General features: G+C 34.5%; 21 protein-coding genes and 5 pseudogenes. 19 read left to right on the top strand and 7 right to left on the bottom strand.

What is annotated here, in order from left to right; all coding sequences use genetic code 11:
- The first annotated feature begins 19 nt into the window (after positions 1-19).
- Positions 20-586, top strand: a complete 567-nt coding sequence (locus tag wVul_RS07840; protein WP_047759803.1) for a DUF2497 domain-containing protein — start codon at positions 20-22, stop codon at positions 584-586.
- Positions 587-662: 76 nt separating this feature from the next.
- On the top strand, positions 663-1,241 hold the full coding sequence (locus tag wVul_RS07845; RefSeq protein WP_047759804.1) for an RlmE family RNA methyltransferase: 579 nt from the start codon (positions 663-665) through the stop codon (positions 1,239-1,241).
- A gap of 146 nt (positions 1,242-1,387) precedes the next feature.
- On the opposite strand, the gene wVul_RS07850 is transcribed toward wVul_RS07845, so the two are convergent.
- Entirely contained in the window at positions 1,388-2,965 is a 1,578-nt protein-coding gene (locus wVul_RS07850) for a lysine--tRNA ligase (protein WP_047759805.1), read from the bottom strand.
- 64 nt (positions 2,966-3,029) lie between these two features.
- Between wVul_RS07850 and wVul_RS07855 the strand changes: the two genes are divergently transcribed.
- From wVul_RS07855 to rsmD, 8 genes are all read left to right on the top strand, one after another.
- Positions 3,030-3,326 (top strand): type IV secretion system protein VirB3, encoded by a 297-nt coding sequence (locus tag wVul_RS07855; RefSeq protein WP_047759806.1) that lies wholly within the window; start codon positions 3,030-3,032, stop codon positions 3,324-3,326.
- A 9-nt stretch (positions 3,327-3,335) separates the two neighbouring features.
- Positions 3,336-5,741 carry a VirB4 family type IV secretion/conjugal transfer ATPase gene (locus wVul_RS07860; protein WP_047759807.1) on the top strand — a complete coding sequence of 802 codons (2,406 nt, stop codon included), beginning with the start codon at positions 3,336-3,338 and terminating at the stop codon, positions 5,739-5,741.
- Positions 5,734-8,220: a TrbL/VirB6 family protein gene (locus wVul_RS07865; RefSeq protein ID WP_047759808.1), complete on the top strand. Its 2,487-nt coding sequence runs from the start codon at positions 5,734-5,736 to the stop codon at positions 8,218-8,220. Before wVul_RS07860 ends, wVul_RS07865 begins: the two co-directional genes overlap by 8 nt.
- Positions 8,221-8,237: 17 nt before the next feature.
- Positions 8,238-10,649: a TrbL/VirB6 family protein gene (locus wVul_RS07870; RefSeq protein WP_047759809.1), complete on the top strand. Its 2,412-nt coding sequence runs from the start codon at positions 8,238-8,240 to the stop codon at positions 10,647-10,649.
- Entirely contained in the window at positions 10,646-13,576 is a 2,931-nt protein-coding gene (locus tag wVul_RS07875) for a TrbL/VirB6 family protein (protein WP_047759810.1), read from the top strand. Before wVul_RS07870 ends, wVul_RS07875 begins: the two co-directional genes overlap by 4 nt.
- Positions 13,577-13,667: 91 nt before the next feature.
- Positions 13,668-16,889, top strand: coding sequence for a TrbL/VirB6 family protein (locus wVul_RS07880; RefSeq protein WP_047759811.1), 3,222 nt, complete (start codon positions 13,668-13,670; stop codon positions 16,887-16,889).
- Entirely contained in the window at positions 16,879-17,508 is a 630-nt protein-coding gene (locus wVul_RS07885) for a WD_0853 family protein (RefSeq protein ID WP_047759864.1), read from the top strand. The genes wVul_RS07880 and wVul_RS07885 overlap by 11 nt, the downstream gene beginning before the upstream one ends.
- Positions 17,509-17,613: 105 nt before the next feature.
- Positions 17,614-18,162, top strand: coding sequence for a 16S rRNA (guanine(966)-N(2))-methyltransferase RsmD (gene rsmD, locus wVul_RS07890; RefSeq protein WP_047759812.1), 549 nt, complete (start codon positions 17,614-17,616; stop codon positions 18,160-18,162).
- Positions 18,163-18,287: 125 nt separating this feature from the next.
- Here rsmD and wVul_RS09340 read toward each other — a convergent pair.
- From wVul_RS09340 to wVul_RS07910, 6 genes and pseudogenes are all read right to left on the bottom strand, one after another.
- Positions 18,288-18,469: pseudogene (locus wVul_RS09340) on the bottom strand (transposase); the annotation flags it as partial.
- Positions 18,470-18,541: 72 nt separating this feature from the next.
- Positions 18,542-18,733: pseudogene (locus tag wVul_RS10610) on the bottom strand (IS5 family transposase); the annotation flags it as partial.
- Positions 18,734-19,104: 371 nt separating this feature from the next.
- A pseudogene (locus tag wVul_RS10005) lies at positions 19,105-19,497 on the bottom strand (IS4 family transposase); the annotation flags it as partial.
- A gap of 159 nt (positions 19,498-19,656) precedes the next feature.
- A complete protein-coding gene (locus wVul_RS07900) occupies positions 19,657-20,292 on the bottom strand; it encodes an HdaA/DnaA family protein (RefSeq protein WP_047759813.1) in 636 nt (211 codons plus the stop codon).
- Between the two features lie 113 nt (positions 20,293-20,405).
- A complete protein-coding gene (locus tag wVul_RS07905) occupies positions 20,406-21,479 on the bottom strand; it encodes an AI-2E family transporter (RefSeq protein ID WP_047759814.1) in 1,074 nt (357 codons plus the stop codon).
- Positions 21,480-21,564: 85 nt separating this feature from the next.
- Positions 21,565-22,252 (bottom strand): annotated as a pseudogene (locus wVul_RS07910) (helix-turn-helix domain-containing protein).
- 71 nt (positions 22,253-22,323) lie between these two features.
- Between wVul_RS07910 and wVul_RS10615 the strand changes: the two are divergent.
- From wVul_RS10615 to wVul_RS07935, 9 genes and pseudogenes are all read left to right on the top strand, one after another.
- Positions 22,324-22,972, top strand: a pseudogene (locus wVul_RS10615) (IS110 family transposase); the annotation flags it as partial.
- 168 nt (positions 22,973-23,140) lie between these two features.
- Positions 23,141-23,272 carry a hypothetical protein gene (locus tag wVul_RS10130; protein ID WP_255351219.1) on the top strand — a complete coding sequence of 44 codons (132 nt, stop codon included), beginning with the start codon at positions 23,141-23,143 and terminating at the stop codon, positions 23,270-23,272.
- A 460-nt stretch (positions 23,273-23,732) separates the two neighbouring features.
- Entirely contained in the window at positions 23,733-24,248 is a 516-nt protein-coding gene (locus tag wVul_RS07920; protein ID WP_202966467.1) for a reverse transcriptase domain-containing protein, read from the top strand.
- A 262-nt stretch (positions 24,249-24,510) separates the two neighbouring features.
- Entirely contained in the window at positions 24,511-24,648 is a 138-nt protein-coding gene (locus wVul_RS09350; protein WP_153295389.1) for a recombinase family protein, read from the top strand.
- A 17-nt stretch (positions 24,649-24,665) separates the two neighbouring features.
- A complete protein-coding gene (locus tag wVul_RS09355; protein WP_161794180.1) occupies positions 24,666-25,160 on the top strand; it encodes a recombinase family protein in 495 nt (164 codons plus the stop codon).
- Positions 25,120-25,266 carry a recombinase family protein gene (locus tag wVul_RS10355; protein WP_153295385.1) on the top strand — a complete coding sequence of 49 codons (147 nt, stop codon included), beginning with the start codon at positions 25,120-25,122 and terminating at the stop codon, positions 25,264-25,266. Before wVul_RS09355 ends, wVul_RS10355 begins: the two co-directional genes overlap by 41 nt.
- Positions 25,267-25,327: 61 nt before the next feature.
- A complete protein-coding gene (locus wVul_RS09365) occupies positions 25,328-25,783 on the top strand; it encodes a recombinase zinc ribbon domain-containing protein (RefSeq protein ID WP_161794179.1) in 456 nt (151 codons plus the stop codon).
- Complete coding sequence (locus wVul_RS09370; RefSeq protein ID WP_153295381.1) at positions 25,773-26,114, top strand: hypothetical protein; 342 nt, start codon at positions 25,773-25,775, stop codon at positions 26,112-26,114. Before wVul_RS09365 ends, wVul_RS09370 begins: the two co-directional genes overlap by 11 nt.
- A gap of 218 nt (positions 26,115-26,332) precedes the next feature.
- The coding region (locus wVul_RS07935) for a group II intron maturase-specific domain-containing protein (RefSeq protein ID WP_275451349.1) at positions 26,333-26,722 on the top strand (390 nt) is incomplete at its 3' end.

A 26,722-nucleotide genomic window follows, 5' to 3' on the forward strand; every position in this document is an offset into this window, starting at 1 on the left:
ATTTAATGGTATTAGCACTATGCATGATGAACAAGGCAATCAATCTGTAAAAGATATTCTAGAAGATATAAAAAAAGCTATATCGGGTAAAAACGCAAAAGCAGAAATAAAGGATGAAAGTGATGATGTGTTATACCTTGAGGAAGAGTATCCAGAAGACATGGGAGAAGATGGCAAAAAAGAAAATAGCGAAAAAGAGGACATTGATAATGATGACCAAAGTGAGGAAATGGTTTGCAACAATAACCAATTTAATGGCCATAGCTACAATTCAGAAGAAAAAAAAGATATTCATTTGTGTGATAATATCCAAATGAGTAATAACAAAGCGAGTAATAGCGGCTTACAAGCGCAAAATAACGATCATCTAATTTTAAAAGAGAATATGGAAGAGATCAAAGCGCTGCTTGGAAAAATGCAAAACGAATTGCAGCATAAACAACAAAGAAAAGCGAACCTGACTGTTGAAGAATTAGTTACATCTCTTTTAAAACCTCAGCTCTCAGAATGGCTAAATAAATATCTACATGCACTGGTAAAAGAAGTAGTTGAAAAAGAGCTCAAAGATATAGTCAATAATAAGTAGGATATTAGCAATAAAAACTAGAGTAAAGACGGCTAGAGGCAGAAAACTATCTTCAACAAGGTGGCTACATCGTCATTTGAATGATCAGTATGTGCGAAAAACTAGCAAGGATGGTTATAGGTCACGCTCAGCATACAAGCTAGTAGAAATAGATAATAAATTTAAATTATTCCAAGAAGGGCAAAAAATTATTGATCTTGGTGCTTCTCCTGGTGGATGGTCACAAGTTGCATCTAAGAAAGGAGTAGATGTGGTTGCTGTTGACATAAAACCAATAAATTCAATTAATGGAGTAGAGTGTATACAGTGTGATATTATCAACGGACTTGAAATTTTAAGAGAAAAATTCAAGGATCATAAATTTGATGTAATTTTATCTGATATGGCACCCGAATCTTGCGGTTTAAAATCGTTAGATCATATCAGAATTATGCTTTTATGTGAAGCAGCGCTCAATTTTGTAAAGCATTTCTTGAATCATGATGGCAAGTTCGTAGTAAAAATTTTTCAAGGAGAGTCTGATAAAGATTTCTGCAATGAGCTAAAAAAAATGTTTAAAACAGTAAGATACTGCAAACCAAAGTCAAGTAGATCTGAATCTACAGAAATGTATTTGGTAAGTTTAGGCTTTATTGGCAGCAAACCTTCTATATAATATTAATCCAGATATTTACAGAAACGGTAAATTACTTTACAAGTTTCACTAGCTCCCTTACCGTAATAAGGAAAGTAGCGAGGTTTGTCAAGCAATCTTTATAATTAATAAAACTAAAAAGCTCAAATGAAAAGAGAAGGTAAACTCTAAAGTGTACGTTCAGTAGCACTTTCTATAAGAGAGATTGTATTATCTATTCCATAAAGCTTTATAAAAGATCCCATTCTTGGACCGGTTTTTTGTCCAAGTAGTGTTTCATACAAAAACTGAAACCAATCACGTAAGTTATTGTAATTGTGTTTTTTTCCGATGGAAAAAATCTGAGATTGAATCTCTTCGGCAGTAGCGATTATAGATAGAGAATGCAGGGTATTCTTTAAATCTAGTAACGCTTCTTTCTCTTTTTCATTTGGAGTCTTATACGCTTTTGTTGGTTTGATAAAGTCGTGATAATACCTAACTGCAAAGTCTGAAAGCCTATCGAGCATTTTGTTATTTTTCGGTGTAACGTCCGATGCATAAGTCGATATAAAACCCCAAAGAATCTCTTTATTTTCAGCATTACAGGCTGCTGCTAGGTTTAAAAGCAATGAGAAGTTTATACCCGAAGTTTCGATATTAGGAACGTTACCCTGGTGAATGTGCCATACAGAACTGTTTACATCCTTTTCTTCACTCTTATTGTAACGCTTAACAAACTCCAAATATTCATCAGTTGATTTTGGTATCACACTAAAATGTAAACGTTTAGCTTTTTTAGGACTCTGAAAGATGTATAACGCTAAACCCTCTGTGGGCGCATAAGTTAGCCATTCCTCGATCGAAATACCATTTCCTTTTGATTTTGATATCTTCTTTCCTTCTTTATCAAGAAATAACTCATAGCAAAACAAAAGCGGTGGCTTTTCTCCAAGTATTTTACACATTTGACTTGAAAGCACAGCAGATGGAGTCAAATCCTTTCCATGAGCTTCGTAATTGACTCCAAATGCGGCCCATCTCATTCCCCAATCTGGTTTCCATTGCAATTTGCATCTTCCCTTTGTCACTGGAATTTCTATTTTTTCTCCATTTGCATCTTCGTATGTGATTGTTCCTTTATCTGTATTTCTTTCAATTACTGGAGCTTGTAGAACTTGAGAAGTTTTTGGGCATATCGGTAAGAATGGACTATAGGTTTGCTGTCTTTCTTCTCGGAATGACGGAAGCATTATCTCCATTACTCTGTCGTAATTTTTCAGCAAGAGTAAGAGCTTTTCATCGTAAACACCAGATCTATAACACTCTGTAGCACTTCTAAATTCATATTCAAAATCAAATAAATCAAGGAATTTACACAGCAATGAATTCATATGATGACCGTAACTTTCATGAGTACCAAATGGGTCTGGTATCATAGTCAATGGCTTATTTAAATATTCCCTTAGCATCTCCTGATTTGGTACATTATCTGGTATTTTTCGCAAACCATCCATATCGTCGGAAACTGCAATGATTTTGGTTTTTATACCAGGAGCTATTTTTTTTAGGGCATTTGCAACAACTGTAGTACGAAAAACTTCCCCAAAAGTACCAATATGCGGCAAACCTGAAGGCCCATATCCAGTCTCAAATATTATCTCTTTTTTATTAGGAAATTCTTGTAGTATTTTTTCTGCTTCTTGAAATGGCCAGCTTGTAGTCATTGAATTTAAATTAATTATCTTACCTAAAGTGCTATTCATTTCAATGGATTTTTAATTAATGATGTAGTATTAGTGTTAAAGCTATTATTAGAAGGTTAAAGATATGTCTACAGGTAGTATACAAACGGATCAATTATTTAAAGGTCTTACAAGACCTGCAATGCTTTTTGGTGTGAGTTATATGTTTGCAATATTAAACGTTCTAATTTGCATGCTAATTTTCATTAATACAAATGATCTTAGAGTAATTCTCCTGATGTTACCAGGGATACATGGACTTGGCTATATAGCTTCTGCAAAGGAACCGTTGTTTATTGAGTTATTTATGGTAAAATTGGGAAAATGCTCCAAATGTTTAAATCGTTTTTATCATGGAGCTAATACTTATGATATTACTTGAAGTAGTGTGATGCTGAGATTTAGAGCTATTCAATCGAAGAATAAATCTACTCTAAGCAGGGAGGTTCACGCTGCTGAATTTATACCTTATTCTTGCTATTGGAATAGTACGACCCTAATAACAAAGCAGAATTGGTTGGTTAAGTTTATCAAATTAAGTGGCTTTGCGTTTGAAACAGCCGATGATGAAGATTTGGTAATACAGAACAACATCAGAAATCAGATGCTAAGAAGCATTTCATCTCCAGCATTTAGTTTGTACTTTCATACCATTAGGCGTAAGAAAAATATCTTTTCTGACGAATTTGCAAGTCAGAATTTGCCAAATTTTTTTGCTAATCATGTAAATCTAAAATGGAGAGAAAAACACGCAACGAGGCGATCTTTTATTAATGACCTATACATTACGATTATTCGTAGAGCAGACACAAAAGGAGTAGAGTTTTTATCACATTTATTAAAGAAATTCGGGCATGTAACTTCAAAACATGCTTGGGAAAGTGATATGTGTGCTACCTATGAAGATCTAGAGGAAACGACCAATCGTATAGTGACAAGCCTTAGGAATTATTCGCCTAAAATTCTTGAAGTGAAAGAAACTCCAAACGGCCTATTTTGTGAAATAATGGAGTTTCTATCTAGAATTGTAAATTGTGGATTTGTTACAAACACGCTCTTTCCACTAAAAACTGAAATATCAAGATACTTACCAGTACATAGGTTATTTTTTGGTCGTAAGATGATACAGGTTGTGACTCATAATGAGAGTAAATACGCTGGAATAGTTAGTATCAAGGAATATGGAAATAATACCTCTGCAGGGATGCTCGATTCTTTTTTGCAACTTCCTTATGAATTTATCATCACACAATCTTTTCAATTTACAAATAGGCAAATGGCAATTGCAAAAATGCAGATACAGCAAAATCGGATGATACAATCTGCAGATAAAGCTATTTCTCAAATAGCAGAAATTTCTCATGCGCTTGATGATGCAATGAGTGGTAAGATTGCGTTTGGTGAACATCACTTAACTATCCTATGTATAGAGAAAAGCCCTAAATCATTAGATAATGCTTTGTCGTTGGTAGAATCAGAGCTTTCTAATTGTGGTATTTATCCTGTTCGTGAGAGAGTTAACCTTGAACCAGCATTTTGGGCACAAATTCCTGGTAATTTTGATTATATAGTAAGAAAAGGTACGATAAGTAGTCTTAATTTGGCTGGCTTTGCATCTCAGCATAATTATCCTACTGGTAAAAAATTCAATAACCACTGGGGAGATGCTGTTACAGTTTTTGACACAACATCTGGCACACCATTTTTCTTCAACTTTCATATAAGAGATGTTGGACATACTATGATAATTGGGCCAACTGGTGCTGGTAAGACTGTTTTAATGAATTTCTTATGTGCTCAAACGATAAAATTTTCTCCAAGAATATTCTTTTTTGATAAAGATCGTGGTGCAGAGATTTTTTTGAGAGCACTTGGCGGCATCTACACTATAATAGAACCAAGAACTAAAACAAATTTTAATCCTCTACAACTTGACGATACTCCTGATAATAGAACATTTTTAATGGAATGGATAAAATCCTTAATCTCGGTGTACAACGATAAATTCTCTTCAGGAGACATTGCTATAATTAATGATGCAATCGAGGGAAATTTTAAATTAGAAAAAGAAAAAAGAGTCTTGAGAAGTTTCGTACCTTTTTTGGGAGGTAAAGGCCCTGATACTTTAGCTGGAGCAATATCTATGTGGCATGACAATGGCTCTCACGCTGCAATATTTGACAATAAAGAAGATTTGCTAGATTTTTCAAAAGCAAGGGTGTTTGGCTTTGAAATGGCTAGCTTGCTCAAGGATCCTGTTGCTCTTGGACCAGTCTTGATTTATTTATTTCATAGGATTAGTATATCTCTTGATGGCACTCGATCTATTATTGTTCTTGATGAAGCATGGGCGTTAATAGATAATCCAGTTTTTGCACCTAAGATAAAGGACTGGTTGAAAGTGCTGAGAAAGTTAAATGCTTTTGTGATTTTTGCTACTCAGAGTGTTGAAGATGCGAGTAAAAGTGCTATTAGTGATACGCTTGTACAGCAGACAGCAACACAAATTTTTTTGCCAAATCTGAAAGCTACTAGTGTCTACCGAGATGTTTTTATGTTAACTGAACGTGAATACATACTGATCAAACACACAGATCCAAGTACTAGATTCTTTTTGGTAAAGCAGGGGGTTAATGCTGTAGTAGCTAGAATAGATCTAAAAGATTTGGATGATGTGATCAACGTATTATCTGGACGTGCAGAAAGTGTTCTACTGTTACATGATATACTAAAAGAGGTCGGAGATAATCCAAAAGTATGGTTGCCTGTGTTTTATCAAAGGGTGAAAAATGTTTAAAACTAAACTTTCATTGCTATTAATTGCGATATTTTTATTAAATATAGATTTTCTACTTTCATATCCAGTATTTGCAGATGGAGTAAGTGGTACTGACAAGACAGAATTTGTTAGTAGATTTCATTCCAATGGCAGTTTTAGTCGTGCCTCTAATCCTGATTGTGGAGCGTTTAAAACAGCTGCAGCACTTGCTGGAATAGTGATTGCTGTTGGCGCAATATTTACTGGCATTGTTTTAATTGTCTCTTCTGCTGGTTTATTTACCGCTCTTGTTATTGTTGGAATGATAGCTGCAGTTGTTGGAGTTTGGAAGGCGGTAGGGGCACTTATTGTTTGTCAGCATAGCTTTGTTAAACACCCAGTTGCACGTGATCATGATGGAAAGTATAAAAATTTTAAATTAAAAGATGAATATGCAGATTATAGTGTGCTTACAGATAAAAATTATCAAACAGAAGACGAATATTTTTCTGCATTACAGAAAAGATCAGGAAAAGATGGAAAACAAACAGAAAAGGAGATTTTAAACTCTACTGACTGGAATGCTGATAGGCGACACTACTACTGGCCAAAAAATGGTGTGCAATATAGTGAATATATAGAAGTGTGTCATCGCAATCCTTTGACTTTTGGTAATCTTTTTGGAGATATAGACTTTGATGTCAGAGAGAAAGACACTGGATATGAAAGTGGGTCATGGTCTCCGAAGGTTGATGGCGATCTAGAATGTAAAGTGCTTAAAGCTGGACAGAGCGAAGACATACATGGGTCAACATTCAGGGCAGTAAGAAAAATGGGCAGGTTATGTGTGGAATTGGCTGAAGTTAGAGCAGCTGGAACTCCTTGGTCGCAAGGAATTGATATAGGGTGCACGGAATTGCCACCTGATCCACTTGCTCCTATGTGTGAAAAATCTATGATGATTTTCAAAGATAAGACTAGTAGTATTCCTGACAAGCCGATAGAAATTGATCCCAATAAAGATCATAAAACTATTATAAGAAATAAGGAAAAAGAAGGAAAAATTTTTATAGGTTACGACAATAAAGGCTGTTTTAGCTCGTATATCTCTGAAGCTTGCTATAATCAAGCAGGAAGTAAATCATTATCTCCTATTCCCATAACTTCTATGATAGTGCAATGCATTAAGGAATCGTTAGACAATTTAGTGGCAGGTATCGATTCAAGTGGTGAGCTACTGAAAGACAAGAATGGGAATAAAAAAGGCAGTTTCTTATCTGTGGCACAAAAAAAGCTAAAAAACACCGTAACTGCTGTTCTAGTTTTGGCTTTAATACTGTTCTCTATAAAAGCCATGTCAGGTGGTGTTCGCAGTCCACAAGAAATGTACATGTTGATCATTAAATTCGCTTTGGTGATTTATTTCACAACAGGTAGCACCATGTCTCATTATTACGGAGAATTGACAAAACTTTCAAATGGTTTATCAGAAATAGTGCTTAAAGCGTCATCTGAGAGTCAAGGTATATGTAATTACAATGCAGGTACAGATTATGAATATGCTCTTCATACAGGAAAGAAGGTATCTTACAGTTATCTTGCACCTTGGGATAGGCTTGATTGCAGGATTTTATTTTATTTAGGAGCACCTTTTGATGGAATTGGTGGCAAAATTGGTACTGGGGGTGTTGTAGCGTTAGCAGTCTTGCTTGGCGCTGCTCCTGTCTTGTTAGTAGCAGGTTCAATAATAGGTATTATTTTTGCTGGTGGGCAAATTTTAGTAGCTCTTGTCTGTATATTCATGGCCATTTTAATGATGATGGTTATTTTGTGGATGTGTTATGTATTTATCTTATCTTTAGTTGCTCTTAGTGTAATTATCATTTTATCGCCTTTATTCATTCCTATGGTTTTATTTCAACATACTAAGGGATATTTTGATGGTTGGGTAAAAGAATTAATTACCTACAGTTTATACCCTGTTATCCTTTTTGCATTTTTATCTTTTATGTTCATAGCATGTGATAAAATCTTTTATAGAGGTTTAAATTTTGAGGAAGAGCAAGTTGAAATATTAGGCAAGAAAACATATTGGTTTAAGTTGGAAAAAGGAGGATGTACTAACAATCCAAATACTTTAGCGTGCATGCTACAAGAATACAAATGGGAGAAAAGCATGCTGCTTGGTCTGGTTGATTTTGCGTATATTGAATTTAGTAACTCTGTACTTGGAGAGTTACTGAAGTTATGTTTAGTGCTATTTTTATTTTACCATTTTTTAAACGTTCTTCCCGGTATGGCTGCTGAGCTTGCTGGTAACCATAGAGCAGCACTAGGTTCAGGCAATACGCCTGCGCAAATGGTGAATAAAGCTTTATCTGCTGCCAAAGCTGCTGCTGGTGGTGTTGGTCAAGTTGCCGCTGCAGCTGTAAACAAGGCAAGAGGATCTGTTGGAGGAGGTGGAGATGCTAATAAGGGATCCTCCTCTAGTGAAACTATAAAATCAGGTGGAGAGTGAGCGCAGGTGAGTAACAGATGTTTGAGCGTTTGAGCAACCAAAACTTGGGTAAGCTATGCATAAGTTTTGTGGTACTCTTTTTATTATCTGGGTGCGGGGAACATCACTGTATTAAGCCAGAAGATTTATCAGGCTTGCGTGAGAAACTAGATGTAGTGTCAACAGAGCAGAAGTGGGTTGATTCTGGTGTCTATATCTCAGGTAGTGTAAAAGTAACAGAGATTAGCATAGTGCCCAGCAAGGTTAATTTTTGTCCTAAGCGGTATAAAGATTTTGCAGTTCAACCTGGGAAAGACCCTATTGTTGTTACATTGCCATTTGCGCTTAAAGAAGGTGATTCGATAAGTTTTAGTGTTATTGGCAGTAAAATGTGTAAAAATGATAATGGCACGGTTACCTATAAAAAAATTGACGAGAGTTGTGGTGAAGGGGAGAAGGAGTATTTTGCACATGTTTTAAATCAAGAGAATTGTCAAGGTGAAATATGTCCTAATAAGTACATTATAGGTGATCCACAGTGGTTGAATGGAAAAGAGTATTGGAGTTCCGATTCTTCAGAGTCAGGTCAAGATGAAGAGAAAATTAAAGAGATTATCAACTTTGTAAAACAACAAGGAAAAAATATAGACTGTAGCGGGCTTTCAGACAACCAGGTGAGCAAAGTAGATACATATATTCTCAATCTAGCATGTGGATGTATATGCAAGTTTTATAATTCTAACACTAAAAAAGATTGTGTGTATGTTGAATATAATACTACAGAACACGAATTGTTTAATTCTATTACTAGCGCTTTAAATAGTTCTGGTGGTAAATTCGCAGATGCTGAGATTATTGGTGATGTTTTAAAGAATGCAAAAGTCAAAACTTATGTTCCACACTTAAGAGTTAATATGGAGGGTGAAAAAAGTTTTGAATATTTGCAAAATGGTGGTACATATACTAATTATGACCACAAGGTAAGTAAAGACCACCCAGTACCAAAATTAACTTTCTGGTTAGGGGATAGCAATGGCAAGGGCGGCTACAACATAAGAGTAACAAGAATACCTAGTCCGAAAGATGACTTGTACATACGTGTTTCTGACACATTCCCTGAACATGGCCCTGACGAAACCCAGGGGGATATACCTGTTGATATTAACAGAGTTCATGATACTGAGTACATGGAAAGCTTAAAAGAAAAGCTAAAAGACAAAACAGGCAACATATATTACGGAATAAGAGACCATGGTTGCGATTACAAAAATGAAGGTCAGTTTAGCATTAACCTCACAACTAAAGAGTCACCTACGAAAACTTTTAGTGCGATATATAATTTTTTTGATGAAAAAGTAAAAACTGCATTTTTCGGCTCTAGCTACAAAGACACTAATGCGATTCACTCTGATACTAGCCCTGTAAAATCTCTTTATCAAAGTTTTGTAGCGTCAAATAGAACAAAGACCATCAGATCTACAATAGTGTCGTTATTAGTGTTATATATAGTTTTGTACACACTTTACTACTTTTTTGGGTTAACTCATATTTCTATATATGAGTTTTTAATTATATGCGTAAAGATAGGAATCATTACCCAGCTATTGCAGGATAACAGCTGGAACTTTTTTTATAACAACGCATTTTCTATGTTTGTTAACACTCCAAAACAGTTAATAGAAATAGCAAATTTCAGAGGTACAACGTCAAATGTTTTTGAATTTCTTGATTTACCACTCAATAGGTTTTTATCAGCACACTCAGTGTTATTAATAGTATCCCTTATATTCTCTGGTCCTTTGGGTATTGTATCATTTTGCTTGGTGATTTGGGGTTTAATAACAGTAATCTTATCCATTTTTAATGCCTTATTTTCTTTTATCACGTCTATAGCAATAGTTGCATTGTTGCTTTCCTTGGCACCTATTTTTATTATTTGTCTTCTATTTGGATATACCAGACAGATGTTTCACAATTGGATCAGAAATTTAGCAAGATTTGCAATTCATCCGGTAGTGCTTTTAATTTTTATATCATTAATAAGCCAGGTTATGGATTATATTGTGTATTCGGTCTTTAATTTTGAGGTCTGCCCTACATGTATACTTAATCTTAACTTAAGGATTTTTAATCCTTGTATTTTTTACGGTTATGCTTCCAAGTATGTACCTAATATCACCGCTATGATGGCTTTTGTTATTTTAGGACATGCTATGAAAGCTTTAGTTGCAGCATCTTCGACAATATCTGATTCGTTGTTTGGTGTTTATGTAGCAAGCGAACCAGGAAGGCAATATCAGCAAAGCTTAATGGGAGTAGTAGGTTTAGATGAGCAAAGCGCTCAAAGAAGAGCAGGTCAGCAATCTGGTACACCAAGTCGAAGACCTCAAATACCACAACCAGCCCAAAGATCAGTGCCTAAAATACCAACAAACACAGGAAATCAATGATGAGCAGAAGATCATTATTATTGATACTATATCTTGTAATTACTGGCTGCACGATGGATTGTGTTGAACCTGGTCTGCAGAGCAGAAATACTAGTGTCAGCGTAGATGTTCCAGTTTATAAAGCAGATGAAGGAGTTAAAATTCATTGGATTGACTCTGGTCAAGTAATTAGCCAGGATGAGAAAATCAAATTTACTCTCGGTGGATCAGCGAATTTCTGTCCTCTTAAAGAAGGTCAAAGTCCAAAGAGAGTACTTGTGCCTGCTGTATTTTGTACCGATGATTCAATACCAAATTACAGTAGCGAGTTAATTAATAATTCTGGTCTTAACGAGCAAGAAGTGTGTAGAGACACAGGGTTCGGAAACGGTCAATCATATAGTAAGAGACGTTATGTGGATACTGGAATCAAAGTAAACCCTGGTGATAAATTAAGGTTTAGCTTAGTTCCCAGAGAGATACCAATTGACTATGATAATCCAGAAGGAAAAGGTATCAGCTTTGATGACAATTGTTATAGAACTGAAAAAGAAGATGACAAAGACAGAGTTACAATAAAAGAAATGCTCAATGGAGGAACGTTCTTTTGTGGAGAAAGTGGTAAAAGGACTGCAGTAGAATTTCCACAGCTTAGTAAAGAAAGCATGAAGAAAAGAAAAGTATTAGTTGGTAACGGCTACACTCCATACGATAATAAGGTACACTTTAATAAGGATTATATTAAAAATGGAAGTCCATGGATGAATGGCGCATTGTTAGATTTACGACGAGCTAAAATAGGACTGGATAAATTATGTAGTGGGGAAAGATGTGATAATGAGGCAAATAAGTACAGTTCTTATGAGCTTAATTGTCACTATCAGAACATATGCTACAATAAAAAGGGTATATGGGGTTTTGGGATAGGTGCAGAAAGAAAACGAAATTGTGTTTCTTCTGTAAGACACAAAAAGTATGATAAAGGCAATAAGTGTGACATGTATTCTCACCTTAAAGGCATTGAGGATGAGCTAAAAAAGATTGAAGGAAATAAAGGAGATTCTAAGCAGATTGACATTAATTTAATATCAAACTCTAAATTAAACTTCAAAGAGAGCAGAGGAGATATTTCTTGGGCTGAGGCTCTTGTTGCAAAAATTGGCGATCTTGATGATCAGGATACTGCTCAAGCTATTCAATGTTTTCCAAAAAGGAAAGAAGCAAATGATGATCTGGTATGCTCAAAAATAAGTAATAATTTTAAGGATTTTTCCTTAAAATTAAATCATGACTATAAAGTAAATAAAGAGGTAGAACCTGGTAGTAATGTGATGCTTGCTATAGCAAGTAATGGCAACTACCAACTTCATAGAGGTGGATATCATGTTGAAGTGACTAGATCATGTAACTTCGATAGTGGTAAAAAACTGTATATGTACTTGGGTGATAATCCGCCAGGAGATCCATCTGCTATAAAGACTAATGATTTCAAAAAAGTAAAGAATTTGGATAAAATAACAGAGGATGATGTAAATTATTACATAATAGATGGAAGTCATTTGGGGAACGAAGAGTCTAAGAAAATATATTTTGGTGTTGATGTAAGTAACGTAGAGAGAGATGATATTACGGACAAAGACGGCAAATATTATGAAGATAACAAATATACAGTAAATTTATTTTTAAAAAGAAAAATAAACGATTTTATTTCATCAACTATAAACAAGATTTTTGATTTCATAACAGCAAGAGATGAAAATGGAATTAAAATTCCGTACGAAGGATATAGAAAGGGGCTTCTACAAGGAGTAAGAGCTTTACTTATTCTATACGTTATATTTACTGTTGTTGGCTATATGCTTGGAACAATACAGTTAAGTAAATTCGATTTTATTATAAGAGTGTTCAAGATAGCATTTATAGCTTTTGCTTTTAGCAATAGAAGTTGGGAATTCTTTGGTACAATTTTGTCTGGGCTCTTTGTGGATGGTAGCATTTATTTAGTTGATAGTTTTTCTGGCTATATAGGTGAAGGAGGTAAAAAATTTGCATTCTTAGATTTAACAGCGGGAGTATTATTTACAGGAGAAACATGGTTGAAGTTTTTATCGTTAATGCTCTCTGGTCCTTTTGGTTTTATCGCTTTTTTGATGATACTTAAAGCTACCTTTACGTTCTTAAAATGCATTATTAGTGCTACGTTCAAGTATGTGATATCTACTGTTTTAGTAGCATTTTTATTGTCATTAGCTCCTTTATTTATCATATTTATTCTATTTCAACAAACTAAGGGATTGTTTGATAATTGGATAAAAACGCTAGCTCATGTTTCATTGCAACCAGTCATTTTATTTTCATCTTTGTCTCTTTTAAACCAATTGATGTATTCAGTTTTATACAATCTCACAAATTTTTCTGCATGCTATCAATGTTTAATTAGCGTAAATTTTTTATCGTATGATCTGTGCCTTATGAAGTCAATATTACCTCTTGGTTATAGTCCTAGTACTAGTGTTGATGTTGCACTTAGTATTGGAGAAAAGGCTGGTGGGCACTTTGCAGCATTACCTATAGACCTAGTCCAGGCATTTATATATCTTATTATTGCCAGTGCAATGGAAGCTTTTGTTTCTGTATCAGAAACTATAGCTCAGGCACTGTTCAGCTCTGGTTATGGAGTTGCTCAAAGTGTTGGTCATGTTGCTAGGAGCGCATCACAAGCTATGCTGTCAACTGTTGGTCTTGATGATAAAACTCAAAATATGATACAGAACATCAAACAGGGAATGAGTAAAGATCGAACTGCGATAGAGTTGAAACAACTAGACAAGAAAGAGAAATCTAAAGGGAGTTCTGATAAAAAATCAAGCAGACCTGAAACACTAAGCCGGCCTGATCAGAAAGGGGAGTCTAATAGAATAAGAGAGAAAGAAAATGAAGATGGATGAGATATGAATGATATTATAGAGTAACTAATTAAAAAGATGTTTAAAGTATAAGGTTTTAGAGATTTATTCTGTATTTGGGAAAAGTTTAGCTATGCAATCACGCTTAGGCAGATGTTGGTTTAGGTTACTAATTTTGGTAATCTGTGTGCTGATCACAGGTTGTAGTAAGAATGACATGCCTTTTCCAAGATGTATATCTGCTGATTATTTTGGTCCTGAACCAGTTGCAGTTGGTGCTCATTTTTCAAAAGATCACGATGCTTTTATTCCTAAAGATCAGGAAGTTATAGATTCTGATATTGGCGAAATTAATTATGGTTTCCACCATAATCAGGTGGTTAAGTGGAAAGATACTGGATTAGAAACCAATGGAGATAGTTTAGTAGTAAGAGTAAATGGTGCATGGACATCTTGGAGTAATAATAACAAGAAAGAATCTAAAGGTAGTTATAGTTTACAAAGCTTGGAACAGCTAAAATATGTAACCAAATTTGAAGGCAAGCAAGGCGATAATAGTTTGCCTGACTTTCACTTAGTTTGTAATGATTACAAGCCTAATGCGCCACAGAAAATTTCAAGTGACTCTAATGCAAGTTGTACTGTAAATTGCAAATGTATTAGTGAAGATGATAGAGAAGAAAAACGTGGTGCTTCATGTTGGTTTACTAACGGTCATGGTGCTTACCTTCTATTCAGAAGAACTTTTACAGATCAGGATGGTAAGCAAACTATGGAACCAGATCCTAATCAAAGTCTGAAATCTATGCGTAATCCTCAATCTCTTACTGTACATCTAGGTTATAACTCTACAGCAGAAGGCGACAATGGACTTTTTACTTTAGATAGAGATAGCACTAAATTAAAAGACAGAAATTGTGACCCGGTGAAATTAGAAAAGGGATGGAAAATATATGTAAAGATATTAGACAGATATTATCTAGACAATGCAGGCGGCTACTCTTTTGAGTTTTTGGGAGGAGTGCAGCAGCCAAGTACCTTTGGATTTTTTGATTACGTTTATAACTATCTAAAATGTGTATTGTTGATTAACGAAAATTGCAAGGAACATTTTAAAATTGATGATCCTGCAGCTGCACAAACTATGTTCCAAAATATGGTTAAGAAAGGTACAAGCTTTCATAATTTTGTTCTTTCCTTGCTTGTTCTGTTTGTAGTGATTTCATCACTTCTCTATCTTTTTGGTATGATACAACAAGCTAAGCAAGATATGCTCATCAGAATGATGAAAATCACTCTAGTTGTAGTGCTTATATCTCCCGGAAGTTTTAAATTTTTCTATGATCATTTTCTTGTTTTATTTGTCAAAGGTCTTGAACAATTGATAAGCATAATTACTAATTTTGCTCCCAACATGAACACCGGAAGTAATTCAAACGTTGCTCAAGGAGATGAAGCTAAATTGTTCAGCTTCATGGAGGATATGTTCAATAAATTTTTTGCTTACTCTGTTTGGAAAAAGTTTACAGCATTTTTACATTATCAAATGTGGGCGAGTCTCCTTATGATACCGGCAATTTTTATAGGGATTGTCTTATATTTTCTACTCTGTATTTATGCCTACATAATATTCCTTTCTGGTTTTATGGGCATAGCTTTTCTTATAGCTATAATGCCGCTATTCCTGATCTCTATTTTATTTTCACCGCTGAAAAGTCTATTTGAGGGTTGGATAAAATTCTGTATTAGTTTCTGTTTGCAATCAATTATGATATTTACCCTGCTGTCATTACTTGTTGCAATGATAATGAATACCTTTTATAAACAGTTAGGTTTTACTGTATGCTATAATAAATGGCTTGAAATAAAGTTATGCGCTCCAAAATGGGTATTTGGTGGTTTTTGTATAATTGATAAAGAATACTTTGGCTGGACTCCAGGGCAAATTTTTGTACCTTATACTATCGGGGAGGCTTCTCCATTGAACGTAGATAAGAATATAGAAGGAATAGAAAAGCTAAGCAGAGAAGGTGGTGCAGTAAAGTTCACTGGTGGTGCTGGATATATTCCTCTGCCACCAGATTATGTTGAAAAAGGCTTTCGTTATATAGATTATCCTTTCTTTAATCCAATTCCTGGTACTAAGGGTAGTCCAGCAGATCATTATATTGCGGAAAGTGATATGGTAGTTAGCGCTGGTTGTAGTGAAAGTGAAAAAGATCTAGTGCGTCTAACAAATAGTTTATTACATGCATCAGAAAAGGCTGATATCTTATTGTTGATAGGTAGTATAGACAAGAAGATAGATGGTAAGATAAAGAGGCGTTATTGTCAGTCTCAACAACATGAAGAAGAATGCAAAAATTATGAGAAAATAATAGGCAACTACAAAAAGGGTATCATTCAACCAAATTCAAAAAGTGAAATAAAGTCTTTAGTACAAGGTGTAATTATGCAAAGTGCAAGCTGCCAATCAGAGGATTTTTATGATGTAAATCAAAACTATCAAGAAAATAGCGATTACCAAAGGGTGCGGGACATACAGAGAGGTTATTTAATCAATGCAGGAGAGATCTTTGTACTGTTCTTGCTTTCGTTTTTGATGTTTTCTTTGAAGGAGTTCGTACAACAGATGGGCTCAAGCATTGCTGGTGGTGGGTTTAGTGTTTATAGCATATCTAGTATGTATCAAGTATCACCTCTAGCTGGTATCACAGAGGGATTAAAGCAGAAGTGGCAGAACTTTGCTGGTGGAAAGTTAGAGTCTTTAGGCAGTTGGGCTACTCATGTACCAGACAGATTAGCTGGAGGTACAGCTAATTTGCTAGGTAGAATACCAGGAGTTGGAGGAGTGCTGAAATACGCTATTGATGTGCCACGTAAATTTGTAGGTGCTACTATTGAAGCAACGAAGTTTGCAACATCGCCTAAAAATGATGTTGACAAGCTTGAGGAAAAAATTTACAGGGCATTTGGAGTTGATAAAGAAGATATTGCACATAGAAGAATTGGTAAATACTTAGAATATTATAAAGGATATGTAGGATCACATTTAGGCTATACAGTAGAAGATGCTATGAAGTTTACTTGGGAGCATGGTCTTGACTCTATAGGAATTAACCCTGCTACGGGAGAAAAGGATGGTTATCAGCATAATTTGCTTTATAGAGCAAAAACGCATAGAAGGGAATTCTTGAAAAGGCTTCATGATTACACTATTGGCCGCAAGAGGGAACCAGAAAAAGACAAATCATTAAAAGAAAATAAGCCTAACCAACCAAGTGAAGTAGCACGAAAATTAGGTATAGAACCAAAAGGACCTGAGGATAATAACAAGGATGATAATGGCAAGTAATCATAACTTTAAAGGACTAAAATATTATGGTTTGCAGCAAGACGAAGATGGTAACATCAAGTTAAACGATTACGATGATGTTTTGAATGCACGCAGAGCAAGAGTAGATTTGTTATTGCATAACACTAAGCAAGATGATGTTAATCTTTCAAAGCTCAATAAAGCTCTGAGTGAGAGACTTATAGATGATAAAGGGCTATCGTCAGAATTTGACAAGGAAGATCAAGAAATTGCGCAAGAGGAGTTTAAGGTGTTTAACGTCTTAGACAATCTTAGTAGTCTTGCAGATATTAAAAGTGAAGATCTACTTGAGGTTAGTTTATTACTATCAGATCTTAGTTTTATAGAGAGAAATATTGTGTTGAATGCCGATCAGAGTTCTAATTTAATAGGGTTCAAAAATCTATTTATAGAAAGAAAAGCATCTGGTGAAGAATATAGTGATGAAGAATGTAAAAACTTCCTCGATAATATAGAGAAAATCAATACTATAATTAAGTTAGAGTTAGAAAGTAGAATTGAAGAGCTAAGTCATGATGAAAAAAACAATCATGATGATTTACAAGACGAGATTGCCCATGCAATCAGTATAGCAAATAAATCAAAGAAAAGAGATTGATCTTGCGTTTCTCCACAAGCAACTTTCTCTCTATTAGACTGCTAAAGCCATGTTGACATTAAATGTATATTATTAAATAATTAGTTGATTTGGAGCTTGTTTTATATGCTACGTGTTATTGCAGGCAAATATCGTGGAAGAAAAATAACCACAGGCAAGCATTTAGCTGTACGGCCAACTATGGGTATTGTCCGAGAAGCAATATTTAGTGTACTTTCTTCAAGAAAATCTATTTATAACTTGAATGTGCTTGATTTATTCTGCGGAAGTGGCTCTTTTTCATTTGAAGCGCTTTCTCGAGGTGCTAAACATGCATTCATGGTAGATTCAGATTATTACAATTTGCAACTGCCTAAAAAAACAGCAGAAGATTTTGGAATTATGAGCGATATCACGTTAATTTGTTGCAATGCTAATGGATTACCAAGATCTATTTCAAAGTGCGATATAGTTTTTATAGACCCGCCTTATAATAGTAATCTAGTTAATTCAACTTTAGAAGGATTAGCTCACTCAGGCTGGTTAAATAATGATGCATTGATAATTCTGGAGATTAGGGAGAACGAAGATTTTAAGTGCAATAAAAATCTCAGTATAATTTTGGAGCGTACCTACGGTATTGCAAAAATAATTTTCCTTTCTTTACTCACTTGAATCTCCGTCCTAAACATCTATCACACGATTGCTATTTTTGTACACGAACTGGTTTTATGTGCATAAATTCTGCTCCTGCAAGTTTCCAGAGAAAGTATAGCCCTTCCCATAATAGTCCAAAAAGGTTATAAGAAGGAAGAATCAACAGCATGACGAAAAGATGTGAATAGAGTTCCTGATTCTGTTTTTTATAGCAAACCAATGATGCTCAATTTTGTTAAAATCTGGAGAATACGGAGGCAGATATAAAATTTCTGCACCAACCCCTTTAGCAAATCTTATTAGACTTATGAAAAGTAGCATTATCAAAGTTTGTCCAGGTTCCTAAATCGGTGTGGCTATGTTGCATAGCACTGATAGGCATGTAATCACAATGAATTTACGCAGCTAATTTAAATTTAGCCATACCTATATCAGTAAATTTGTTCAGTAAGTAGCACTTAATTAACACACGATTTACCTCTGATTTATTTTTCAAGCCAAACCCAAATAACCTATAGAAAAAGACTTCAATATAAGACCGTGCTCCATACTTAACTTTTTTCTTCCATTCATTAATACCATCTTCATAATTCTCATATTCTACTTGTTTCTTTCTGATAGCTAAACAAATTTTAGCTAGGGCGAATAATAGGCACAATATTCTGCATTCTTTATACACACTTTTTATATCATAAGCCGCATCTGCTCGAATAGAACAAATGTTATATTTATCACTGACTTCCTCTAACATATTGCAGACCGGCACAGCAACACCACTATTCTTATCATTTACGTTTAAAACAACATGTAGTTTTCTTACTTGACCATAGCCACTGTATTTTCTTTTTCGAGTATTAAGCTTTTGTAATAGTTTAGGGCTAATGACTAGTGGGAGCTTTATGAGATGCGAGTCTCACGTAGGGTTCTGCGAGGGGCCAGGAAGGAAGTTTTCCTGCTCTACTCTCCTAAGTAATCAAAAACTAATTGCAACTTTATTCTAGACTTACTCTCATAACCTTTGTAACTACCCTTTATACAGATTTTTCATAGTATTAGGCAGAGCTACTATCCAATGCTTTTAAATTGCTGCAAGATTCTACAATCAATTTGCAGGGTATCTTTAAATAAAGCCATCTTTTCATAAATTCTACTGCTTCTTTAGTAAACCTAAACCCTGTTTTCACAAATTCTTCGTTTAATAATTGGCACATTGCATCTATACTGCAGTTTTCAATTGCCCAAAATTATAGCTTTTGTGAATGATGAACCGTCTCTTCCTTTTCTGTTTCAATTGATTGTCATTTCATTAAAAAATTTGTTGAGGTTATTTGATAGGCAAGTTATTTTATTCATCGTTACTTCTCTCACTAAAAACATATCTGTGAGAACTTATTATTCTATCTCCTCATATCTTTTTCCTTAACTTGACTCGTATGGTGGTTTCAACTGCGTTAATATATGGACATTAATAAATTTTTAATATACATAACAAATACCTCACAAAAAAAGGAATCACTTGGCACTTTTTTTTAATAAAGTGTTAATAAAAGGAATGGTTACATTTGATCTTATAGATTCATTATCTATTTTTTCTATAATTTTATTAATGCTGTGGAAAGAACGTTCTATTCTTGCTAGAATATAATTAATTACCTTTAGGTCAATTTTTAACTGTTTATCTGAAAATTGTTTTATTAGCATAATTCTTAATAATTCCTCGCTTGCAGGTAAAATTTTTACGCTGATAGTTGACAATATTCGAGAGCTTAAATCTTTTAGTTTGAAGTTAAGCTTTTTCGGCGCAATCGAAGAAGTGATTAGCAGTCTCTTGTCATTTTCTTTTATGTAATTGTAACAATGTAACAACATTGCCTCATCTTTAATGTTTTGTACATCTTCTAAAATAAACGCATCGCTATACCTAATCTCGCTTACAAAATTATTCACATCGATAAAAATTGCATCGTTTATTGATTGCCAAATATGAGCAAGGTGAGTTTTTCCAGAGCTTTTAGGTCCAAAAAGAATCAGGCATTTCCAAGATAAATCATTAACTATCGAGTTATGTACCTGCTTATTTTCGTCTAAGATGATATAATTTTGCCAACAATAATCAACTTGATTATTGTTAAATAAATTTAATTGCACGTAAAGCCTCTCGCATTGTTACTTTTTGATAATAATTTTTGCATAAAAATTCACTTACATTTCTCAAATGTATCAGAGGTCCTTGATTCATTTTTCTTTTTATCGCGAACTAATTAGCCATTTTTATAAAGCTCACTTTCAAAATATTTATTGACTGTATATTCTACTAATACACTGAACATTGCTATTATTGGAATAAAAAATAATATACCTATGAACCCAAAATATGAGGTACATATGACAACTCCAAAAATAATGATAGTTGGATGTATATGAACTTTTTTTCCTATTAATAAAGGAACTAATATGCTTGAGTCTATTAATTGTCCAACACTAAATAACAGCAAGACAGCAGCACTTTCAAACCACCCACTAAATTGAGTGATGGCACTCAGAAACCCAATAATAGTGTATAATAATGGCCCTATGTAGGGTATAAATGTTAATGTTCCTGATAAAATTCCAATAGCTACAGAATGCTTCAGCCCGATTATGCTAAGGCTCACGGAGTAAAAGATCATCATGACTATACATACGTTTAACTGTCCCTTTAGGTAATTAGATATAATGAAATCTACTTTGGAAAAATAATCTGCAGCTTTTTCTCTGTAAGAAATGGGAATTAGTTTCTTGGCTTTTTCTACAATTAAAGGCCAATCACGCAACATATAGAAGAACACCACAAGCGTAATAGCTATTAATGATGCCATGTAAATCAAGCTAAAGCTTGAACTTAACACTTGAATTATAAGATTGCTGCCCATGCTAAGAGCATTTATAAAATAAGATATATAATCACTGTAATTTTCTACTAGATTTTTAGACAAGTGATCAAATAAACTATCTTCAGTTTTTATATTAAGAAATTCTAATACAGAAGGAATCACTTTAAGCTTTAATGAAGGTACCTTATTCACTAAGAAATTTAATATTAAAGTAATTTGAACATATATAATAGGTAAAACAAATGTTATAGCTAATATAAAAGCTATCAATAAGGCAAGTATTATAAAAATTACGGAACATGAACGCGGTATTCTACATTTTTCAAACTTGGTTACTAACGGATTAAACAAATGTGCAACAAAAACAGATATGAGACACGGGACAACCATAGGACGTATCAAAAATAATGCTCCTATTATGAAAAGCAGTACACAACAAATAGTTATATGACGTTTTTGCATGTGTTTAGCATAGTCAATTTACCAAAAAATATACAATTTATTTTTCTAAGTTGTACTAGACACAACTTAATCTGACAGACAAGAATTAACTGACAGAAGAATTGAGGTAGTCAAAACTAATATCAGGCTTTTGTTTAATGTTACTAATATTTTTCTGAAAAGCAATGTGTTTGCTATCAAGAAAAGTCTGCATAGCCATAGCAGTATTTACCTGAGTGAGGTCTGCTCTCATTGTAAGAACGCAACCAATGATCGACATCAATCTGAAGATCTTCCCTTGAATAGGTATCAATGAAAGTTTGCTGGTCCCTATACCCTTCTACATAATAAGTGTCTTGAGAACCCAAGTAACCAGTGTTTCAATTTCACCATCTTTGTTCTTTCACTTTCTCTAAAGCTGCAAGTTGCTCTTCAGTTAAAATTATGCTATCTTGTGCAACCTTCGCTTCAAGGGCTTTAAGTCTTTTTTTGAACGTTTCAATGTCGTTTCTTAGCCATACCGCCATCTTCGGAAATCCCTTTTTCTCAGCTCATTTGCAGCTCTTTGTTTTCCATATGCTGGAAATTTTGTTGCGATCTGCTCTTTCTATGTCTTCGGAAATTCTGTTTGCCATAAGTGGTTTTTTCTTTCATGCAGCGCTTCTTCTCCTCCATTTTCATATAATTCCTTGAATCGATAAAACGTATCTCTTGAGTAGCCCATACGCTTGAGATACATTTCCTAATTGTTTTGCTAGCTCTCTAACTTTGGTTTTAGTATTTTTGTTTTTCATATCTAACACTCCTTTCTTTTATTATTTTATAACTTACTTTTTTAAAATATCAGATTAAGTCTAAACTATTACAAGTACTTCGAAACAAAACAGACGAGTCAGATGCTGCCAAGATTGCCAGGTTTTGTATTGCCAATAAACCTAATCTTTGGAAACCTACTCCTCCTGAAGTTAGGCGTTTAAGAGATCTCTATCGTTGTTTGCAAGCACTTAAAGACGACAAGTTACAACAGCTTGGAAAATAAAAATATGGATTCCCGTTGTAAGCAAGCTGTACTTAAGGTAATTGCTACAATAGAAACAGAAATTTCTGCTATAGAGGAAGAAATTAATGAGCATGTTAATAATTACTCACACCTAAAAAATATGGTAGAAAACATCAAGACCATAAAAGGTATAGGATATCTTACTGCTATTGCAGAAATGCCATCTGTTGATAATTTTGATAATGCTAGGCAATTTGCTGGTCTAAATCCTGAGCATAGGTTCATCCGTAAATAAAAAAAGTCGAATATGTAAAATAGGATCAGAGCGTATTCGTAAAGCTCTTTATATGCCAGCTATAGTTATAATTCTCACTTTCAAGAATTTTGCCAACGTTTAGCAAGTAAAGGAAAATGTCCAATGGTAATAATTGTCGCATTAATGAGAAAATTAATGCATGTGGTTTTTGGTATTTTAAAAAATAATCAACCATTTAATGGTGATTTAGTGAAATAATCAGTTGACATGAGAGACAGTATCTTTTTGCTTTTTTCATGGTAACTCCTACATATAATTTGTAATAGGGAAACGCTTCAGCTTGGAACGGTTGATAGTACAATCTTCTAACCGAGGTAGTCTAAATGACTCCATCAATGATCGTGTGCTGCAGCAACAAGCAGAATAATGTTTGTGAGAAGCTTTATTGAAGATGAAGGAAGGTCCTTCGAAATCGGTTTTCAGGAGCAGGTTTCAAACCACCTTAAGTGGCTCTATTTAAGAGATAGGGTCATAAGCGTTAAGGAAAAATCAGCGTAAGAGCTGGAAGGTGAGGATCAGAAAGGCGAACGTAAGTGAACCACTGATGAACGTGTCGAAATGGGAAGTGAACATCGAAAGGGGGAGTGAGTCGTTCTCCTCTTAATGAGCTTACAAGAAACCTGATTACTGTGTAGGTGGTGTTCGGCATAAAGGTAGCGCGAGTCTGATCTGGGCTTTAATAAGGAACTGCAGGAACCAGTCGATTTGATGAAAAGCGAGATAAGCAAGAGGCTAATCCTCAAGCTTTAGAGTAGCGATGCAAATCACTGGGGCGCGTAGTAGTGAAGAAGTGGTTGTAATGACCATGGAGCAAAGGGGTTGAACTAGTTGATTTTAGTAAATCATTCAACTTGAAGGAGGATGAAAATGATTGAAAGAACAAAGCCTTTTAACATACCAAAATCTCTAGTGTTTTTGGCTTATAAAAGAGTTAAAGAAAACAGAGGAGGAGCAGGTATTGATAATTGAAAAGTTTGATCAAGACTTAAGCAAGAACCTTTACAAGCTATGGAATAGGCTATCATCCGGTAGTTATTTTCCACCTGCAGTGAAGGCTTGTGATATAACTAAGGCAGATGGAGGGACAAGGACACTTGGAATACCAACTGTCTCGGATCGTATAGCACAGGAAGTTGTAAGAAGTGTTTTAGAACCAGAACTTGAGAAGGCATTTGATGAAGATTCATATGGTTATAGGCCAAATAAATCAGCATTAGATGCCATAGGACAAACCAGGAAGCGATACCAAAATTGGTTAATAGAGTTTGACATCAAGGGAATGTTTGACAACATAGACCACAATCTACTGATGAAAGCAGTCAGAAGACACACTACAAACAAATGGGTTATCTTATACATACAAAGATGGCTAAGTGCAGATATGCAACTTGAAGATGGAACAAAGATAAAGCGTCTCGGCGGAGTGCCGCAGGGAGGTGTAATTACCCCGCCAACAATGTTGCAAAAAACGTAAAATTAGAGAAAAGCATTTCTCGAAAACTTCTATGTCCAAAAACAAGAGTGCCATTTATTTATAGTGCCAACAATCAATTAACCATCAGTTTCAATGAATGATATGAACATATTATTTCAAGGAAAGTTCATGGGGAATAAGAGATTAGCTATACGGATTAGCTGTAGCTATGAAACTAACCAGTTGGCAGAAAAGTATTTGTTAGATGCTTATGAAAAAGCCGTGTCAAAGCAAGTAAGCCAAAAAAATTTAAAACATAAAAATGGGATTCAAGGAGGATCAAATGGTAACAGTGAGTTTATATGCAAGAGTTTCTTCAGGGAAACAAGCACAAGAAAATACAATAGCAAGTCAAGTTGCAGCTTTAGAGAAGCAAATTAGTACGGATGGGTACAAGTGAGTATAAATTTATTGACAATGGCTACAGTGTTAGTCCGTCCTGATCTAGAAAAATTACGTGATAAAGTAACAGAAGGTAAAATTGATAGATTCATTCACCTGATCGCTTATCTAGGAAATATGCATATCAAATTTGAAGAATTTGAGAAAGCAGGAGCAGAAACGGTTTTCTTAAATTATGAGATTAACAATAATCCAGAATCTCAGTTACTGTTACAAATGCAAGGTATGATAGCAGAATATGAACGAGCGAAAATTATGGAACGAAGTCGTCGCGGAAAGATTTACGCAGCTAATAAAGGTTGTGTAAGCGTAATGGGAGGAGCTCCTTATGGTTATCGTTATATAGATAAATATATGGGAGGAGGACAAGCTTTATTTGAAATAAACGAAGAAGAAGCTAATGTTGTTAGGAAAGTATTTTTGTGGGTAGGAAGAGAAAGTTGGGGAAGTGTGTCGTCGGCTAAACACTATGTCTATTATAACACGAACAGGAAAAAAGTGCTGGGATAGAAGTGTGATTTGGGGTATGTTAAAAAACCCTGCTTACAAAGGACAAGCAGCTTTTGGTAAAACAAAAGTAGGTACAACATATCAGACCACAGAAACATTCTTGTGAACAACCGAAAGATAATTACTCTACCTATTCTGTTGAAAAAGCAAACTGGATTTATGTTAAAGTGCCAAATATAGTGGACGAAGATGTATTTGATATAGCTCAAGAACAATTAGCTGAAAATAGAAAAATAGCAAGGACAAGAGAAAGAGGAGCAAAACATTCACTACAAGTATGTAAGCGTTGTCGTTATGCATATTACGGAAGTCCTGTAAGAAATAAGCGAGGAGAAAAAATTGATCATTATGCTTATTATCATTGTATAGGTAGAGATTCTTACCGTTTTGGTGGTAATAAAATTTGTGATAATAAACACATTCGTACAGATGCATTAGAAACAGCCGTGTGGGAAGAGGTTAAGCATTTATTGAAAAATCCAAATAGGGTTTTAGAAGAATACAGGCGTAGACTTTCAGAGCTTAAAAAATCATCATGGGATCAAAAAAGCGATTTACTAGAGAAACAAGAAAATAAATTAAAACGTGGTATTGCTAGACTTATTGATAGTTATGCTCAATAATCAAGAAGAATTTGAACCACGAATTAAAGCAATGAAACAAAGTTTAAAAACAATTGAAGAGGAGAAGAAAAGGATATTCGATCAAAAGAAATTAAAACAGGAATTAACTTTGGTTGTAACCAATTTAGAAGACTTTTCTTCCAATATTACATCAAACCTTGATAACGCAGGCTGGCTAACTAAACGTGATATTATTAGAACGTTAGTCAAGAGAATTGAAATTAACCTTGAGGACGTAAATGTGGTATTTCGTGTAAAAGAGCTACCAAACTCTCCTGGAAATAATCGAGAAGAAAAGAAAAATTTGCAACATTGTTGGCGGGGTAGTTAGTCCTATCTTAAGCAATCTATTCATGCACTACAGCTTTGATGCATGGATGAGAAGAGAATATCCAAGTGTAAAGTGGGCAAGATATGCTGATGATGGTGTTATACATTGTGTACCAAGCACAACTAATTTTAACTCAACTTGAACAGAGACTGAAGATTTGCAAATTGGAAGTAAAGCATACAAAGACCAAAATTATCTACTGTCAAGATGGAAAACGAATGGATAATCATGAGAATGTGTCATTTACATTTCTTGGATATGAATTTCGAAAAAGACTTGTACGAAATAGAAAAGATAGTAGTCTGTTTGTAAGTTTTACTCCAACTGTAAGTAAAGAAAGCCTGAACAAGATGAAGAAAGAAATTAGAAGCTGGAAATTTGCTAGAAGAACAAACTTGGAAATAGAAGATATATCACGAATATGTAATCCAATCCTGAGAGGGTGGTTTAACTATTACGGGAAGCATCATATAACTGCACTAGATAGCATAATAAGAATGTTTAATAGGAAACTCAGAAAGTGGTTGCAGACAAAGTACAAGAAGCTGAATAGGCATAAGACCAAAGCAGCTAAGTTACTAGAAAGATCGCAAAGAGTAGACCAAATC

The organism is Wolbachia endosymbiont of Armadillidium vulgare str. wVulC (assembly GCF_001027565.1).
Classification (GTDB): domain Bacteria; phylum Pseudomonadota; class Alphaproteobacteria; order Rickettsiales; family Anaplasmataceae; genus Wolbachia.

Coding starts and splice junctions, on each gene's coding strand:
- wVul_RS07840 (WP_047759803.1), top strand. CDS start 20: ATGCATGATGAACAAGGCAATCAATCTGTAAAAGATATTCTAGAAGAT.
- wVul_RS07850 (WP_047759805.1), bottom strand. CDS start 2,965: ATGAATAGCACTTTAGGTAAGATAATTAATTTAAATTCAATGACTACA.
- wVul_RS07855 (WP_047759806.1), top strand. CDS start 3,030: ATGTCTACAGGTAGTATACAAACGGATCAATTATTTAAAGGTCTTACA.
- wVul_RS07860 (WP_047759807.1), top strand. CDS start 3,336: ATGCTGAGATTTAGAGCTATTCAATCGAAGAATAAATCTACTCTAAGC.
- wVul_RS07865 (WP_047759808.1), top strand. CDS start 5,734: ATGTTTAAAACTAAACTTTCATTGCTATTAATTGCGATATTTTTATTA.
- wVul_RS07870 (WP_047759809.1), top strand. CDS start 8,238: ATGTTTGAGCGTTTGAGCAACCAAAACTTGGGTAAGCTATGCATAAGT.
- wVul_RS07875 (WP_047759810.1), top strand. CDS start 10,646: ATGATGAGCAGAAGATCATTATTATTGATACTATATCTTGTAATTACT.
- wVul_RS07880 (WP_047759811.1), top strand. CDS start 13,668: ATGCAATCACGCTTAGGCAGATGTTGGTTTAGGTTACTAATTTTGGTA.
- wVul_RS07885 (WP_047759864.1), top strand. CDS start 16,879: ATGGCAAGTAATCATAACTTTAAAGGACTAAAATATTATGGTTTGCAG.
- rsmD (WP_047759812.1), top strand. CDS start 17,614: ATGCTACGTGTTATTGCAGGCAAATATCGTGGAAGAAAAATAACCACA.
- wVul_RS07905 (WP_047759814.1), bottom strand. CDS start 21,479: ATGCAAAAACGTCATATAACTATTTGTTGTGTACTGCTTTTCATAATA.
- wVul_RS10130 (WP_255351219.1), top strand. CDS start 23,141: ATGTTTGTGAGAAGCTTTATTGAAGATGAAGGAAGGTCCTTCGAAATC.
- wVul_RS09350 (WP_153295389.1), top strand. CDS start 24,511: ATGGGATTCAAGGAGGATCAAATGGTAACAGTGAGTTTATATGCAAGA.
- wVul_RS09355 (WP_161794180.1), top strand. CDS start 24,666: ATGGCTACAGTGTTAGTCCGTCCTGATCTAGAAAAATTACGTGATAAA.
- wVul_RS10355 (WP_153295385.1), top strand. CDS start 25,120: ATGTCTATTATAACACGAACAGGAAAAAAGTGCTGGGATAGAAGTGTG.
- wVul_RS09370 (WP_153295381.1), top strand. CDS start 25,773: ATGCTCAATAATCAAGAAGAATTTGAACCACGAATTAAAGCAATGAAA.